Here is a 17155-nt window from a genome sequence, read left to right as displayed (position 1 = left end):
CTTTCGCACCTCCTTGTCTACCAGGGTTGTTTGTTCTTATATCTATATGTCCTACAATTCCTGCAGGCGATTTACAATTTGATGGACATGTTGCAGAGTGCCTTCATCGGACTCACCGATTTTACCGAATGCCTCATACAACGTCTTATTTAATTCTTCGAGATCTTGGATTCTACGCTCATACTTACTTAGCAAACCAAGCTTTTCCTCGTACATTTCCAATACCTGTTCAGCACGTTTAATATGTTCATACACTGCCTGACGGCTAATTTGAAATTCCGATGCAATTTCCCCTAAAGAAAAATCATCATGGAAGTAATATTTTAAAAACATCTGTTGCTTCTCTGTAAGCAGAGGTTCATAGAAGTCAAACAGTCGGTTAATCCGGTTTGTCTTTTCCAGCCGATTCTCCTGACTCATCTTGTATACCTCCATCGTCAAGGAAAAACACTTTACAGTTCTTTTCAACGTTCCTTATGATACATAAAAGAAAAGAAGATGTCAAGCGTTATCCCTTGTCATACAAAAAAAAGCCGATCCACTGCCCTTAAACGGAAGTACGGATCGGCTTTTTGCCCACTGTTACTTAAACCCTTACTGGAGTAAGATACAGCAGAACAGCCAGAAAATGAAGTATGCTGCCTGCTAAAACAAACAGATGCCAGATCGCATGGTGATATGGAAATGCCCGCCACACATAGAAAATCGTGCCCAACGTATACATTAGACCACCTACGAACAATAACGTCATCCCTCCGGCGGGAACAGTCGCAACAAGAGGATTCCAGGCAATGGTGATGAGCCAGCCCATCACAATGTAAAACACGGTAGACATAAACAGAAAGCGCTTGGTGAAAAACGCCTTGAACAACACACCAAACAGTGCAATCCCCCAAATCACTCCAAACAGTGTCCATCCCATAGTACCTCGCAGTGCAACGAGCATAAACGGGGTGTAGCTGCCTGCAATGAACAGGTAAATGCAAGAATGATCGAATATTTCGAACAAATCTTTCATTTTCCCTTCACGCAGGCTATGAAGCAACGTTGAATTGGTGTACAACAGCAACATCGTAATCCCGTAAATCGTAAAGCTGACGACATGCCAAGTGGTTCCTTTCATGCTAGCAAAAACAATGAGCAACACAAGCGCTGCTACGCTTAAAACGGCTCCAATTCCATGTGTAATGGCGTTGGCTACTTCTTCCCGTCGGGAGTAGGTATAGGTGTTTGCCATCGGTTTTTCACCCGGCTTCCTGATTTATATTTTACATACAAGATACATTACATATACGGCATCGACAGACTTCTTGCTTTCATTATACATCTGGGCGAACTTGAGCAGCAACAGGATGGCTACTTAGTCCCAAACGTAGCATGAAAGCCTACTTTAAACGTATCAGTTCTGTTCTTCCTCGCCTGTAGCAGTTGCTTCGACCGTCTCTTCCTGAATCAACCCCGCAAACAACGCATGAACGAATTGCTCGGAATCAAACGGTTGAAGATCATTCACTTTTTCACCTAAGCCCACCAGCTTAACAGGCAAATTCAGCTCCTGACGTATGGCCACAACAATCCCGCCCTTCGCTGTACCATCCAACTTCGTTAGTACCAGCCCGGTTACACCGCTTTTCTCACCAAACAGCTTGGCTTGGTTAAGTGCATTTTGTCCAGTCGTCGCATCAAGTACCAACAACACTTCATGTGGAGCATCTGGAATTTCGCGTTGAATCACACGGAAAATTTTGTTCAGTTCCTCCATTAGATTGCTTTTATTCTGAAGACGTCCTGCGGTATCACACAACAAAACATCCACTTTACGCTGCTTGGCAGCCTGTACGGCATCAAACATAACCGCAGCCGGATCGGAACCGGATTGCTGCTTAATAACCTCTACACCTGCCCGTTCGCCCCATACCTCCAACTGTTCAATCGCACCCGCGCGGAACGTATCCCCAGCAGCCAACAATACTTTTTTGCCCTCTTGTTTAAAACGGTGAGCTAACTTGCCAATGGTTGTTGTTTTGCCGACGCCATTGACTCCCACGAATAAAATGACTGTAATCCCGTCAGGACTCATTTTGAGCTGACTATTGTCATTACCCCGCAGCAACTCGGACAGCTTTTCCGACAATACAGGCTGTAACTCGGATGCGTCCTCGATTTTGCGCTTTTTCACTTCTTCTCGCAGGTCTTCAATGAGGTTCATAACCGTGTTGACGCCTACGTCTGCTCCGATCAGAATTTCTTCCAGTTCCTCATAAAATTCCTCATCAATCTTTTTACGGCGAATCATCAAGTCCGTTACTTTTTCAACAAAACCTTTACGTGTTTTTTCCAAACCATCTTTGAACTGTTTTGTGACAGATTCAGTTTTGTTTGCAATGCTTTCCTTCAATTTCCTAAAGAAACTCATGGATTCCCTCCGTTGGTCTGAAAGTATGTTATTTAATGTCAGGCAATCTCAGCTTCATCGTTGTCCAGCTTGACAGATACGAGTTTGGAAACCCCGCCTTCCTCCATCGTAACCCCGTACAGCACATCAGATTCCTCCATTGTGCCCTTGCGGTGTGTGACTACAATGAACTGTGTCTGCTCCGAGAATTCTCGTAAATACTGGGCAAAACGCACCACGTTTGCTTCGTCCAATGCAGCCTCTACTTCATCGAGTACACAGAATGGAACAGGTTTAACGTGTAAAATGGCAAATAGTAACGCCATCGCTGTTAACGCACGCTCACCGCCCGACAGTAGCTGCAAGTTTTGCAGTTTTTTGCCCGGTGGTTGAGCTACGATGTCGATTCCCGTCTCCAGCAAGCGTTCCGGGTCAAGCAGCACGAGATCAGCACGTCCGCCTCCGAACAGCTTGGAGAATACCGTTCCAAATTCGCGCCGAATAGCATCGAATGTAGTCTTAAAGCGTTTGGACATTTCTTCATCCATTTCACGAATAACCTGATAAAGCGTTGTCTTGGCCTCCACCAAATCAGACTTTTGCTCATCAAGAAACGTATAACGCTCATGCACACGCTGGTATTCCTCAATGGCGCCTAGATTCACCTCACCTAACGCGGAAATACCACGTTTGAGCCTTTCTACCTCACTCTGCGTACCTTCAATATCTTCAGGTATAGGGTAACGCTGCTTGGCTAACTCATAGCTGAGTTCATAATCATCACTTAATTTTTTCAGAACATTTTCCAGTTCCACATCAAGTCGATTTACTCCAATTTCCGTTTGACGAAGCAACTCCTCCACTGACTTAAGCTGAATTCGCTGTTCTTTCGTGTCGTTCTCAGCCACTTCCAGCTTTTTGGACAAGCTGCTGCGTGCAGCCCGCTTGAATTCCAGTTGCTGTGCGGCTTCTTCCTTTTTCAAACGGTATTGATTGAGATTTTCAATCTGTTTCACGGTCTCCTGCTCATTGGTCAGCAAATCCGCTTCGATGGAAGCAAGCAAGGTTTTGTTTTGTCTCGAATCCTTACCAAGAGTATCATAATCCCCACGCAATCTGCGCAGCTGCTCTTCCAATGAAAAGCGCTCCTGGTCCAGCTTTCCTTCTCTTACCTTGAGATTCGTGAGCTCTCCCTGCAGCTGCTCTTTGGCAGATTCGTTGGCTTTACGGGCGAATTCGGCAGCGTGAATGGCCTGATGCGTTTTCTTCTCTTCTTCCTCCAGCGCAGCCAACTTTACCAACGCTTCTTCACGGGAAGTTTCCAGCTCCTTGATTTCCTGATCAAAGCCCTTTTTCTCCTGACCAGACGCAGCGACCTGCTCCAGAACATGACGAAGTTCATGCTCCAGTTGCTTGAGCTCCATTGCCATCTGCTGCTCTTCACCGCGCTTCACATCGCCGCCCTGACGCAACTCGTCCAGACGGGTCTGTGTCTCCTCCAGCTGGCGTTTGGTATCTATTGCACTCTGGCGCAACCTTGCAATTTGCTGCTCCGTATCTACAATGTCTTGATCCAACTGATCCAGCTGACGTTTACGTCCAAGCAGATTAGCATTTTTCTTGAACTGGCTTCCCCCAGTCATGGAACCCCCTGCATTGACAACATCGCCTTCCAAAGTGACCACGCGGTATCTATATTGGCAACGGGCCGCAATACGGTTTGCATCTTCCAACGTACGGGCAATGACCACATTCCCCAAGAGACTGCCTACAATTCCGGCATATCGATCATCATACTGAACAAGATCTGCACCGATCCCGACAAAGCCTTCAGCGCCTTCTGCAATTTGGCGTTCCCCCGCACCGATTTGACGCGGGCGGATAACATCCATAGGCAAAAATGTCGCTCTGCCCAGTTGACGTTGCTTTAGAAAACTGATCGCCTGTCTGGATACGGATTCATTTTCCATCACGATATGCTGAACTGAAGCACCCAAAGCGGTCTCCATCGCCTGCTCTAAATGCTCAGGCACCCGAATCAGCTCCGCTACCGCTCCATGTACACCGTGCAAGGTTTCTTTTCGTGCAGCCTTCAATACCTCTTTAACTCCAAGCATGAAGCCGTCAAAGTCATCCTGCATTTCCTTCATCGTATCTCGCCGTGAAATTAGAGCCTCTCGTTTTTGTTCCCATTTACGAACCGTACCCTGGTTTTCTTCCAGAAGTTTTTGCAGGGCTTGGTACTTTTCACTTCCCTGAATATAGCCACTACGCAAACTACTGATTTCCTGCCCTAGCTTCTGAACAGCAGCTTCCAATCCCTTTTTGCGCTGTTCAAGCTGTACTTTCTGGGCTTCCCATTTGCCGGATTCGTCACTTACGCGAGTCACACGCCGTTCCAATGCTTCCTTCTGTTGGTCTGTATAACGAATTTCGTTACGGGCCTGTGCCATTTGATTCATCAGCTCCAGCAGACCACCCTTTAGGCTTTCTTCCTGCTCCTGGCTGATTCCGCCTGTAACACCAATCAGTTTGGCCTCTTCGTCAGACAGCCGCCCACGCAACTCGTCAAGCTCTACATTCAGTGCAGACAGCTTTTCGTTCAGTTGATCCAGTTCACTCCTGCGCTCGGAATGCCGTGATTCGCTTGTGCTAAGTGATAAGATCAATTGTTCCCGATTAGCCTCCAGATTGCGTGTGCGCTCTTTGAGCAATTCGCCGTAGCCTTCACTTTTCTCCGTCGCTTCACTGTATTGCAGCAGATCCCTTTGCAACCGCTCTACTTGCTCCTCCAGCTGGCGTAATTCGTTGCGGTCACTTTCCAGCATCGCATCGTGGCGGGACACCACCGTAGACAACTGAAGCTGCTCCTGCTGCAGCAAAGCTAGTTTGGAAGTCGCATCGCTCCACGAAGTATGAATTTGTTCAATTTGATGGACGTACATTGAAATTTCTTTGGATTTCAATTCACCGCGCAGCTCTTTAAAATGAATCGCCTTTTCAGACTGCTCCTTAAGCGGTCCAATCTGATCCTCCAGTTCACTAACCAAATCGTGAATACGCAGTAAATTTTGCTCCGTTTCATCCAGCTTGCGAACCGCATCTTTTTTACGCGATTTATACTTTACGATACCCGAGGCTTCCTCAAAAATACCTCGACGATCCTCAGATCGGGTACTCAGAATTTCTTCGATGCGTCCCTGTCCAATAATTGAATAAGCTTCTTTACCAATCCCTGTATCCATAAACAGCTCTGTAATATCTCGGAGTCTGCATGATTGCCGATTAATGAAATATTCACTATCCCCACTTCGATGTACACGTCGCGTTACCGTGACTTCACCAAAATCCAGAGGCAACGCCTGATCTTCATTATCCAACGTAAGCGATACTTCACCGTAATTAACAGCCTTACGAGCATCACTACCCGCAAAAATAATGTCCTCCATTTTGCCGCCACGCAGTGATTTGGCACTCTGTTCGCCAAGCACCCAACGAATCCCGTCAGAAATATTACTTTTTCCGCTTCCGTTGGGTCCGACGACTGCCGTAATGCCGCGGACAAATTCCATTTCCGTTTTATCTGCAAACGATTTGAAGCCCGCCAGCTCAATGCGCTTTAAAAACATGCTCAATCTCACCTCTAACATTTCAAATATGCTTGTACAACACCGTACACCTGATTGATATGAATTATCCCTATTGTAGCATAAACTAGCTTGTATAAAGCACAGTACCGACACTCACATTACACCAGCAAAGCCACGAAAAAAGAGCAAAACGCAGTCCATTCGCCATTACGGGCCGGGACTCCCCGCGGACTGCCCTTTGCTCTTACTTTGTGTCCCTTGCTTGCGTAACCCGTCCGGGCTGCTCAGGTACCGATTACGATTCTGCCAGCTTCAAACGGTTTAAAGCTACTGCCGCCGCTTGCTGCTCAGCTTCTTTTTTGGAGCGTCCTGTACCTGCCCCTAGCCGTTCGCTGTCCATATATACTTCAGCTACAAACTCGCGCTCATGGGCTGGTCCGCGCTCCTCTACAATCTTGTATTCAAGCATCCCCATGTTATGATGCTGCGTCAGTTCCTGAAGCTCTGTTTTGAAATCACTCATCTGAAGCTTACCGTTTAATACAATTTGAGGAAAAATATAACGTTCCAGAAACGAACGGACGGCCTCCAGACCCTGATCCAAATAAAGCGCACCTACGAACGCTTCGAATACATCAGCCAACAGAGCCGGACGAGTACGTCCACCTGTCAACTCTTCACCTTTTCCAAGCAGTACATATTGCCCAAACTCAAGCCCGACAGCAAACTTCACCAGAGAAGGCTCACAGACAATAGCTGCACGCAGCTTGGTGAGTTCGCCTTCGGGTCGGTTAGGGTACTGATTGTACAATTGCTCGGACACCGTCAGTTCCAGAACAGCGTCACCTAAAAATTCAAGACGCTCATTGTCTGCATGCTGACTGAACCGATGTTCGTTTACGTAGGAAGCGTGCGTAAAGGCCTGCTTCAGAAGCTGCCGATTGTTGAATTGAATATGAAGTTTCTGCTGTAATTGCTTCAAGTCTCCACTCAACGAACTGACCCCTTATGCTTCATATTTTTTTAGAATAACCGTAGCATTGTGACCGCCAAAACCAAAGGAATTGGACATAACCACATTCAGTTCCGCTTTTCTCGGCTTATTAGGTACATAATCAAGATCGCATGCCGGGTCTTGATTATCCAAATTAATCGTTGGCGGAATCGTCTGATGCTGAAGGGCGAGACCACAGATCACGGCTTCAACGCCGCCCGCTGCACCCAATAAATGCCCTGTCATCGACTTAGTTGAGCTGATCGCTACCTTATAGGCATGCTCTCCCAGCGTTTTCTTGACTGCTTCCGTTTCGGATTTATCACCGACTGGCGTAGATGTACCATGTGCATTGATATAATCAATCTCTTCAGGATTCAATCCAGCATCACGGATCGCCATTCTAATGCAGCGTGCTGCTCCCTCTGGATCAGGCTCCGTCATATGATGGGCATCGCCAGAAAGACCGTAGCCAATCACTTCACCGTAAATACGCGCACCACGCTTCAAAGCATGATCCAACGATTCTAGAATAAGAACACCAGAGCCTTCGCCCATAACAAACCCGTCTCTTTCGGTATCAAAAGGACGGCTTGCCTTTTCAGGCTCGTCGTTACGCGTGGACATTGCTCGCATGGAACAAAATCCAGCCATACCAATCGGACGAATAGTCGCCTCAGCTCCTCCGCAAATCATGGCGTCTGCGTCACCACGCTGAATCATGCGGAAGGAATCACCAATAGCATGACTGCCCGTGGCACAAGCCGTAACTGGTGATGTATTGGGGCCTTTAGCACCGAGTGAAATCGACACTTGACCGGAACCCATATTAGCAATCATCATCGGGATGAAGAAAGGGCTTACGCGTTTAGGTCCTTTTTCAATCAGTGCGTTGTGCTGATCCTCCCAAGTTCCCAATCCGCCAATACCGGAACCGACAGATACACCAACACGCTCAGCATCCGCATTTTCTCCGATTACAAGTCCGCTGTCCTCAAGCGCCAATTTACTAGCAGCAACCGCAAACTGCACAAAGCGGTCCATTTTACGCGCATCCTTACGTTCAATATAATCCTCTGGATTAAAATCTTTAATGGAAGCGGCTATTTTCGTAGTGTACTCACTTGTATCGAAAGCTTCGATTTCACTGACGCCGGATTTTCCAGCCATCAGATTATCCCATAGTGTGTTCAAATCCTGTCCCAGCGAAGTGATTACACCCATTCCTGTTATGACAACACGTTGTTTCAAAGATAATCACCTCTATGTCTACTGCATATTGTATTTTAAGACCGCACACTCTTGTGCGTAAAAATAATATAGAATCAACTAAAGTTAGTAATGCCGCATACTTCTCAGCCTTTGACTAAGTGAAGCTGAGCCAGACTCAAAAACACACGGCAATTCCGTCTTTAGTTCAATCTGTATAATTAGGAGAAAGTCCCGCCTGTAACAGAACGGGACTTTTGATGACATGAATTAGGTATGAGATTGTATGTACTTCACAACTTCACCTACAGTTGTAATTTTCTCTGCATCTTCATCAGAGATTTCCATATCAAACTCATCTTCCAATTCCATTACCAATTCAACTACATCGAGAGAATCAGCGCCTAAATCATCTTTAAAAGATGCTTCAAGTGTAACTTCGGCTTCGTCGGCTCCCAAACGGTCAACGACAATGCGTTTTACGCGCTCCAATACATCGGACATCCGGCTCACCTCCTCTTAGGTATTATACGAAAATTACAATTAAAATGCCATAGAAGAGAGTATTCATTGACAACTCTTCATCGGGGCATGCGGATTGGCAACATGCTACTACATATACATGCCGCCATCCACATGCAAAGTCTGGCCCGTCATATATGAGGAAGCATCCGAGGCCAAGAACAGCACCACGTCAGCAATTTCCTCAGGCCGTCCAAGACGGGCCAGCGGAATACCGCTCAGCATATTGTCACGCAAATCATCAGCCAGCACCTGCGTCATCTCAGTATCGATGAATCCAGGAGCCACACAGTTCACTGTAATACCTCTCGAAGCAAGCTCTCGAGCAGAGGATTTGGTAAGACCAATTACCCCTGCTTTAGCAGCAACGTAGTTGGCTTGTCCTGCGTTGCCAAGTACACCGACCACGGATGAGATATTGATAATTCGGCCAGAACGCTGCTTCATCATTGGACGTGTTGCCGCCTTAAGACAATTAAACACACCCTTCAGATTCGTTTCGATCACCTGATCGAATTCCTCTTCCTTCATGCGCATGATTAAATTATCTCTTGTTATGCCGGCATTATTCACCAGGATGTCAATCTTGCCCCAAGCGCCAATCACATCCTTGATCAACTGATCCGCTTCATCAGCGCGACCGACATTAGCCTGAACTGTAATAGCCTCTACACCTTTGGCACGAATCTGCTCTGCTACCTCAGTCGCAGCCGCCTCACTACCAGCATAGTTTACCGCCACATTAGCACCTGCTTCAGCCAGCGCCAACGCAATACTACGGCCAATTCCGCGCGACGCTCCTGTAACGAGCGCCGTTTTTCCACTCAATGGCTTAGACATCATAGTCCCCCCTTGCAAGTATATAACCCGTTAAGGCAATGATTATACTTTTAACGGGCCTCCAAGGCTTCCGTTACAGAAGCAAACGACTCCAGGCTGCTTATATTATACAGCTTAACCGTTTTGTCGATTTTTTTAACCAGTCCAGTCAATACACTTCCCGGTCCAAACTCAACAAAGGTGTCAACACCTTGTTCTAGTAGCCATGCTACACTGTCTTCCCACAGTACCGGAGAATAGACCTGATCCACCAACAGTTGGCGAATTTCGCTCCCCTCACGTACAGGTTTAGCTGTTACATTGGCAACAACCGGAACCTGAGCTTTGGAGAAAGTTACAGCCCCCAACTTGCCGGAGAGCTTGATCGCTGCTTCCTTCATCAGTGACGAGTGGAAAGGACCGCTAACCTCCAGAGTAATAGCGCGCTTGCCTCCTGCTTCCTTCACACGTTCAGCGACAGCAGCTACGCCCTCCTTCGTACCAGATACAACAATTTGTCCAGGACAATTGATGTTGGCTAGTTCGACCAGTTGACCAGACTCTGTAATATCACGGCACAATGCTGCCAATGCTTCACGATCAGCTCCCAACACAGCAGCCATCCCGCCTTGCCCATCAGGAATGGCCTGCTCCATGAACTCGCCACGTGTACGAACAATTTCAACCGCATCCTCAAATGCGAGGACACCGGAAGCGACTAGCGCGCTGTATTCTCCTAGACTGTGTCCAGCCACATAATCGGGATGAATGCCCATTTTTTCCTTGAACGCTTCATACAACGCAATGCTCGCCGTTAACAATGCAGGCTGCGTATTGGATGTTTGCTTCAAAGCTGTGTCCGGCCCTTCAAAAATCAGTGTGCTTAGTGCGAACCCTAACCGTTCGTCCGCTTGGCGAAATACTTCTGTTGCAGCTGGAACTGCTTCATAAGCATCTTTAGCCATACCTACAGCTTGTGAACCCTGACCGGGAAATATAAATGCCGTTTTGCCCATCGTGTATGCACCTCTCTGTATCCAATGCTTGTCCTGTAAAACACTACACAAATTCAATATTATATCAAAACTTCCATTTTATTACCAGACAAGAACCGACGCTCCCCAGGTCAAGCCACCGCCAAAGCCCACCATTAATACACGGTCGCCTTCCTTCATGCGGCCTTCCTCAGCTGCTTCCACAAGAGCGAGAGGGATTGATGCTGCCGATGTATTCGCATATTTATGAACATTAACAACTACCTTTTCCTCTGGTAAATCCAGACGTTGCATCGCCGATTGGATGATGCGAACATTGGCTTGATGCGGAACGAACAGATCAATATCATCTTTGGACAGCCCTGCTTTTTCCAACACATCGACCGTTGCCGTTCCCATAACACGAACCGCGAACTTGAACACTTCGCGTCCGTTCATGTAAATATAGTGCTGTTTATTTTCCAGTGTGTCTGCACTCGCAGGCAAACGCGAGCCTCCTGCTTCCAACTTGAGTAAGCTGCCTCCGGCACCCTCAGCCCCGAGATCAAAGGATTGGAATCCTCTACCTTCAGGCACTTCACCAATCACTACAGCTCCTGCACCATCTCCGAATAGAACACAGGTATTGCGGTCGGTATAATCTGTAATCCGAGAAAGACAGTCTGCCCCAATGATTAATGCATTATTATAGATACCTGTCTTAATGAAGCTCGTTGCCGTAGCCAGTCCGTATACAAAACCCGAGCATGCCGCAGACAAATCGAAAGCTGCTGCGCCTTTGGCTCCCAATTTGTCCTGAAGAATGCAGGCAGTTGACGGAAACGCCATATCCGGTGTAACCGTAGCTACAATAATTAAATCCAGATCCTGTGCCGTCATACCCGCGGACTCCAACGCCTTAATTGCTGCTTCATAAGCTAAATCAGATGTAGCCTGCTCTGGAGCCGCAATATGGCGCTCCTGAATCCCTGTACGGCTGACAATCCATTCATCACTTGTTTCTACGATTGCTTCCAAATCTTTATTGGTCAGAATTTTCTCAGGTACGTATTTCCCTGTTCCGATAACACCAACCGGCCGTAATTTATTCATATCGTCACTCACTTCCTGCTGATTTCCTTGGATATACTTTCTACCAATCGGTTTTGCAAGGCCGTACGAGCCTGCCTTACCGCATTTTTGACGGCAACGCCGTCAGACGAACCGTGACTTTTCAGGACGAGTCCACTCAAACCCAGCAAAGGAGCCCCGCCATGCTCTTTATAATCCAATTTACCTTTCAGACTGCGAAGCTCAGGCATAATCAAGGCTGCCGCAAGCTTGGTCTTCAAGGATTTGGTGAATTGCTCTTTTAAGAGAGAAAATATGGCTCCGGCTGTACCCTCTAGCGATTTTAGCATGATATTTCCAGCAAATCCATCGCACACCAGTACATCGCAATTCCCGGTTAACACATCTCTCGATTCAACATTACCCACAAAATTGACAGGTAACTGCTCAATAAGTGGATATGCCAACTTCGTCAGTTCATTGCCCTTCCCAGCTTCGGTCCCCACATTTAGCAGACCCACCCTTGGAGAAGACACACCGTGAACTTTCTGACGATACAAGCTCCCCATCAGTGCATACTGGGCAAGATGCTCAGGCTTGGCATCCATATTGGCTCCCAAGTCCAGCGCTAGAATACCCTGATCATCTATCGTTGGTATCATCGGCGCGAGAGCCGGACGTTCAATGCCCTCCATTCTTCCAACCACTAGCAACCCTGTGGTCATTAGCGCGCCTGTATTACCTGCGGATATCATGGCATCCGCTTCGCCTTCTCTGACCATTCGACCAGCTACGACCATCGAGGCATCCTTTTTACGGCGCACTGCCTTTACAGGCTCGTCCTGCGCATCTATCATTTCGGATGCATGGCGAATGCTGAGGTTCGTCGGCAACGCCCTACCGTTCAGAACCGATTCAATTCGTTCCAGGTCACCAACCAGCGTAATGTCCGTATCCTTCCATTCCGCTGCCGCAGATAGCGCGCCCTCTACTGTCGCCTCAGGAGCATTATCTCCCCCCATGGCATCAATGGCGATCCGCATGCTGACTTCCTCCTTCGCTATACTCTTCCTCCGTGGAGCGATAAATGACAAAGTTGCCTTGGAACACCATTTCTTCTCCTACGTAGGCAAAGACTTCCACTTTAGCCTTCCCTTTTTGTTCTGGATTTGAGCGTACATATGCCTTGGCAATGCACTTCTCACCTAAATGAACCGGGCGGACAAAGCGTATATCCGCTGACGCAGTCAATGCTATCTCATCATTAATCACGGCAACGGCCAATGAATTGGCCTGGGCAAATACATAATGCCCCCGCGCAATGCCAGTACGCGAAAAAATATGTTCCTCTTTAATCTCAAAAATCGAAATACCGCTTCGATCCAACTGTAGATCAACGATATCCCCGATCACTTCATGCAAAGGCAAGGAACGAACCTGGTCGTAGGAGCGCTCAGCCATCAGCTTTAGCCGTTCCCGCAATTCTGGGATTCCCAGTTCCATCCGGTCCAGCCGAATAGTCTGAATACTTACCTTCAGCTGTCTTGTCAATTCCTGATCCGTTACGAACGGATTATCATCAATTAATTGAGTCAGCCGCTGCTGTCTCTGTCTCTTCGGCAAACGTTCGATGTCAGTGACGCCTCCTTTCCCTACAATAAACTGTCGTTCAGACGACAGTTCGGGTTACTTCACTTCACTTTCTAACGGCGAAACTTCAAGCCGATTTGTCTTCTTGTATGTATAAAGGAACCTCTTCGGCCCTTCTTTCTTAGAACCTGGTACTAAAACAGTATATAGCATGCTGACGTAAAAAGGAAGCATGCAGACAAAAAAAAGTAGCGCCTCACTGAAGTGAAGCGCTACTCTTCCTGCGAAGATTCCAAAGAATCCGCTTATCGGACATTATTGAGAGATGATCTCTCTAGCTTTGTACGTTCCGCAAACTTTGCACACATGGTGAGCAAGTTTCAATTCGCCGCATTCGGAGCATTTCACCATACCTGGTACTGCCAGTTTAAAGTGAGTACGACGTTTGTCGCGACGAGTTTTGGATGTTCTCCGTTGAGGTACTGCCATTATTCCCACCTCCTTAACCAGATCACCCCCGCATAGCGGGTATGACTTCTTATCTCATTCAAGACTGAAAGAAAATGTCAGAAGCAATTATCTTACAGCCGGTGAATCAAGCCTGCAACATCCACGCATCGGTTCAGTAACTCTCCGGCACAAGCGGATGATGATTTTTCAGAATTGAACTCAATTCTCATTTAAAAAAATCCTTAAGCCCTGCCAGACGCGGATCAATCTTTTCCGTATCGCCATCGTTACTGTCATCGGAGCCAATACTCCAGTTTTGTCCGGTCTTTGGTGCGATTCCCTGACAATCCTCACTGCACAAAGGCGCAAACGGCACATGCAGTACAAACAGTTCTTCACAATACGGTGCAATGTCGAAGGAGTCCTCCGTCACTGCGATAAAATCGCCATCTTCATCCTCCTCTTCAACACTCGAAGAGGTTTGCTTGAACCGTTCACGGAATTCAATCTTTAAATCCTCGTGCATCGGGCTTAAACAGCGTGAACACAGCATGTCCAGACCTGCGGTCAACGTGCCTTCCACGCTCATCAAGCCTTGACCCAGACTAACGGCGACCAAGTCGGTCTCCAGCGGGGAAACGGCCGTAACATCAGCACGATCATCCACCAATTCACTCACATTAAGAGATTCACGGATAGGAAAAGGACCGTCACTTGTTGCTACTTTGCGAAAAAATAGTTGCATCACTATCACTCCAAACAAACAAAAATTATTATACCGACTGATCGAGTCGTTTGTCAACACCTTTCACTTTACACCACTCACAAATCCACCGGTTTTCCAATGGTTCGACAAGTTTTATGCAGAAGCAAAAATGCATTGTGCTAAACATGTACCGATGAGTATTCGTACCCCCGCCACTCTTCGTGTACAATAATGCGAGTATAAAGCTTTTTCGTTCAGGTCTCAATGGTCTTGTTCATGCCGACGATGAAAAACGGTATAGCTGCCCTGAAAACAATCATTCACGGGTACTTAACCATTATTATCAAAATAGTTACCCAATAAGTTACTTTAAGAAAGGAGCCGACATACGGTCTTGAAAACACTCGGTATGATTGTAGAGTACAATCCTCTGCATAACGGACATGTCCATCACTGGGAGGAGTCTCTTCGCATCACTGGTGCACAGCGCACAGTGGCTGTGATGAGTGGCCCTTTCCTTCAGCGGGGTGAACCCGCGATTACAGACAAATGGTCCCGCACCGAAATGGCACTCGCCATGGGTGTGGACCTGGTTCTGGAGCTGCCTGTGGCCTATGCCGTCCAGCCTGCAGAATGGTTTGCCCGCGGAGCGGTCGCCCTGCTCCATGCGATGGGCATCGTCGATGCGCTCTGCTTCGGTAGCGAGAGCGGAGACATCGCCCCGCTGCGCGCGCTGGCCCGCGTGCTGGCGGCAGAGCCGGCCGAGCTCAAGGCCGGCATCGCGCAGCGCCTGAGCAGCGGCACGAGCTATCCCGCTGCCTACGCGGGAGCCGCAGCCGCGCTCGCGGCCGAAGGAGCGGACGGCGCTGCGCTCGCCGCCCTCATGCAGCAGCCCAACAATACGTTGGGGCTGCATTACTTGATTGCGCTGGAAAGACTGGGCAGCACAATCAAGCCCTTCACGGTAGCCCGCACGGGATCGGGCTACCACGAAGCCGTGGCGCCTGCAGACGGAGTCATCGCCAGCGCCACGGCCATCCGCCGTCTGCTGCTGGACGGCGGGCCGGAGGCCGCGTCGCCGTACATACCTGCAGCGACACTAGAGATTTTGCGGCGCGAGTGGCAAGCCGAACGCGCGCCGTTGCATTGGGAAGCGTTCAGCCAGCCGCTGCTGAACGCTCTGATCACACGTAGCCCGCAGCAGCTGGCGGAGCTGCACGAGGTCACCGAAGGGCTGGAGCATCGTCTGCGGCAATCGCTGTACACGCTCCCCCAGCCTTCTGTGGAGGCCCTGCTCGCCGCGATCAAGACAAGGCGCTATACTCGTACGAAGCTTCAGCGGATGTGTACACATATTTTGCTGAATCATGCCAAAACCGATATGACTCCTGCTGAGCTGGCGAAAGGTCCGGGCTATATCCGTGTGCTCGGCTTTAACAGGGCTGGACGCGAGCTGCTGGCACGCATGAAGCAGACAGCCACCCTTCCGGTATGGGTCAAGCTGTCTGCCGGATCACATCCTCAGCTGGACTGGGATACAGCCGCAGCCACCATACACGCAGCCGGGATGCCACGTCCCGCCATCCGCGACATGTATGCTGATTACTTGCGACCGCCCATTATGGTTTGATGGGCAGCTTTTCCATATAATTCAGCGCATCGCCAAGCTTGCGAACCGGAACAAGCTTCATCCGGGTTCCAATTTGCTCAGCTTTGGCCTTCGCCTCTTTATAATTATCTGCAGGGACGAAAAACAAATCCGCATCCTGACGGTCAGCAGCAACTATTTTATACTTTGCACCACCAATCGCTCCAACCTGACCGTCCTTATCAATAGTACCCGTACCGGCTGCACGATATCCCTTACTCAGATCACCTGGTGTCAGTTGGTTATAGATTTCCATGGTAAACATCAAACCTGCCGAAGGACCGCCAACATCCGTAGATGTAAAATGAATCGTTTTACGTCCATCCTTCGGCTGTACCTTCTGTACCGTGGCAATACTGACGCCAAATCCAGAACGTTGCTTGCCCGTCTCACTGTCCTTGATGGTCGTTAAGGGAGCTTGCACGGTCAGCAACTTTCCATCACGCTTTAGCTTCACTTTAGCCATTGTTCCCGGTTTTTCGTCCTCCAAAGCCTTCCGAATGGAACGATTATCGGTCACCCTCACTCCGTTCAGCTCCAATATTTCATCTCCAGGCTGGAACACGCTGTTCGATCCCGGGACCTTAAATACATACACGTAATCTGGCACAATCCGATAGGGGACATGGGCACGGGTGTATGCAGCCTCCATTGCGGAAGATTGGGAATCCCCCATATACCATACCTGCTCTGCCGCATATTCGTCTTCACTTCTTCCATGCAGACGATCCTCTTTGCGTTGAATCTCCGAATTGCGGTCCAACTTGGACAGGCCCAACATGATAACATTGGCATAACGCGCCGATACCGTCGTCATCATAAAAGTCCCCCGTTCGACGCTGTCACCCTCCTGGACTCTAACCATCGGTTTGATCTCGTTTGCCCCACCTGGTCCATAGATCAGATAAGGGGTTGGCATATAGACCAGCACATAGACCATTGCAGCCAGCGTTAAGACATAACCGGTTGTAAAAAAAGCTCTTTTCCGGTTTATTCGTTTCATAGCTTCTCCCCCTTACAGCCTAACTTCTCCTATCTTACCCAAGTGCCTCTACGCCACCTGTTCTCAAGCCTTCCGAAAAAGCATACATTGTTTACGACAACGTATACGAACAACCTATCCCAAGACAACGAACGTGAATAAACGCTGGAGACAGCATCCTACTCTCCTTAGTATATTTATGAGA

General features: G+C 48.4%; 16 protein-coding genes. 1 reads left to right on the top strand and 15 read right to left on the bottom strand.

Annotated elements, in window-relative coordinates:
• Positions 1-51 precede the first annotated feature (51 nt).
• From NLX82_RS11320 to NLX82_RS11255, 14 genes are all read right to left on the bottom strand, one after another.
• A complete protein-coding gene (locus NLX82_RS11320; protein WP_023988169.1) occupies positions 52-420 on the bottom strand; it encodes a putative DNA-binding protein in 369 nt (122 codons plus the stop codon).
• A 166-nt stretch (positions 421-586) separates the two neighbouring features.
• Positions 587-1237, bottom strand: coding sequence for a PAQR family membrane homeostasis protein TrhA (trhA, locus tag NLX82_RS11315; RefSeq protein WP_023988168.1), 651 nt, complete (start codon positions 1235-1237; stop codon positions 587-589).
• Between the two features lie 162 nt (positions 1238-1399).
• Entirely contained in the window at positions 1400-2416 is a 1017-nt protein-coding gene (ftsY, locus tag NLX82_RS11310) for a signal recognition particle-docking protein FtsY (RefSeq protein ID WP_023988167.1), read from the bottom strand.
• A 38-nt stretch (positions 2417-2454) separates the two neighbouring features.
• Entirely contained in the window at positions 2455-6024 is a 3570-nt protein-coding gene (smc, locus tag NLX82_RS11305) for a chromosome segregation protein SMC (protein ID WP_053325229.1), read from the bottom strand.
• Between the two features lie 256 nt (positions 6025-6280).
• A complete protein-coding gene (gene rnc / locus NLX82_RS11300) occupies positions 6281-6979 on the bottom strand; it encodes a ribonuclease III (RefSeq protein WP_013309856.1) in 699 nt (232 codons plus the stop codon).
• Positions 6980-6991: 12 nt separating this feature from the next.
• On the bottom strand, positions 6992-8230 hold the full coding sequence (gene fabF, locus NLX82_RS11295) for a beta-ketoacyl-ACP synthase II (RefSeq protein ID WP_023988165.1): 1239 nt from the start codon (positions 8228-8230) through the stop codon (positions 6992-6994).
• A gap of 228 nt (positions 8231-8458) precedes the next feature.
• Positions 8459-8692 (bottom strand): acyl carrier protein, encoded by a 234-nt coding sequence (locus NLX82_RS11290; protein ID WP_007429985.1) that lies wholly within the window; start codon positions 8690-8692, stop codon positions 8459-8461.
• Between the two features lie 108 nt (positions 8693-8800).
• Positions 8801-9550, bottom strand: coding sequence for a 3-oxoacyl-[acyl-carrier-protein] reductase (gene fabG, locus NLX82_RS11285; protein WP_025721716.1), 750 nt, complete (start codon positions 9548-9550; stop codon positions 8801-8803).
• Positions 9551-9600: 50 nt separating this feature from the next.
• A complete protein-coding gene (fabD, locus tag NLX82_RS11280; protein WP_069080950.1) occupies positions 9601-10545 on the bottom strand; it encodes an ACP S-malonyltransferase in 945 nt (314 codons plus the stop codon).
• Between the two features lie 81 nt (positions 10546-10626).
• Complete coding sequence (locus NLX82_RS11275) at positions 10627-11616, bottom strand: beta-ketoacyl-ACP synthase III (RefSeq protein ID WP_023988162.1); 990 nt, start codon at positions 11614-11616, stop codon at positions 10627-10629.
• An 8-nt stretch (positions 11617-11624) separates the two neighbouring features.
• Positions 11625-12617 carry a phosphate acyltransferase PlsX gene (plsX, locus tag NLX82_RS11270; protein WP_023988161.1) on the bottom strand — a complete coding sequence of 331 codons (993 nt, stop codon included), beginning with the start codon at positions 12615-12617 and terminating at the stop codon, positions 11625-11627.
• Positions 12601-13197 carry a transcription factor FapR gene (gene fapR / locus NLX82_RS11265; protein ID WP_007429980.1) on the bottom strand — a complete coding sequence of 199 codons (597 nt, stop codon included), beginning with the start codon at positions 13195-13197 and terminating at the stop codon, positions 12601-12603. The genes plsX and fapR overlap by 17 nt, the downstream gene beginning before the upstream one ends.
• Positions 13198-13479: 282 nt before the next feature.
• Entirely contained in the window at positions 13480-13653 is a 174-nt protein-coding gene (gene rpmF, locus NLX82_RS11260) for a 50S ribosomal protein L32 (RefSeq protein WP_007429979.1), read from the bottom strand.
• Between the two features lie 187 nt (positions 13654-13840).
• Complete coding sequence (locus tag NLX82_RS11255) at positions 13841-14359, bottom strand: YceD family protein (RefSeq protein ID WP_023988160.1); 519 nt, start codon at positions 14357-14359, stop codon at positions 13841-13843.
• A 355-nt stretch (positions 14360-14714) separates the two neighbouring features.
• On the opposite strand from NLX82_RS11255, the gene NLX82_RS11250 reads away from it, so the two are divergent.
• Positions 14715-15950 (top strand): nucleotidyltransferase, encoded by a 1236-nt coding sequence (locus NLX82_RS11250; protein WP_254348106.1) that lies wholly within the window; start codon positions 14715-14717, stop codon positions 15948-15950.
• Here the strand turns inward: NLX82_RS11250 and NLX82_RS11245 are convergent.
• Positions 15940-16971 (bottom strand): YlbL family protein, encoded by a 1032-nt coding sequence (locus tag NLX82_RS11245; protein ID WP_254348099.1) that lies wholly within the window; start codon positions 16969-16971, stop codon positions 15940-15942. The genes NLX82_RS11250 and NLX82_RS11245 overlap by 11 nt on opposite strands.
• Positions 16972-17155: the final 184 nt, after the last annotated feature.

The sequence above is a fragment of the Paenibacillus sp. A3M_27_13 genome, assembly GCF_024213315.1.
GTDB classification, from domain to species: Bacteria; Bacillota; Bacilli; order Paenibacillales; family Paenibacillaceae; genus Paenibacillus; species Paenibacillus polymyxa_B.
The sequence above is the reverse complement of the archived record's forward strand: the minus strand, read 5'-3'. Positions and strand labels throughout refer to the sequence as shown.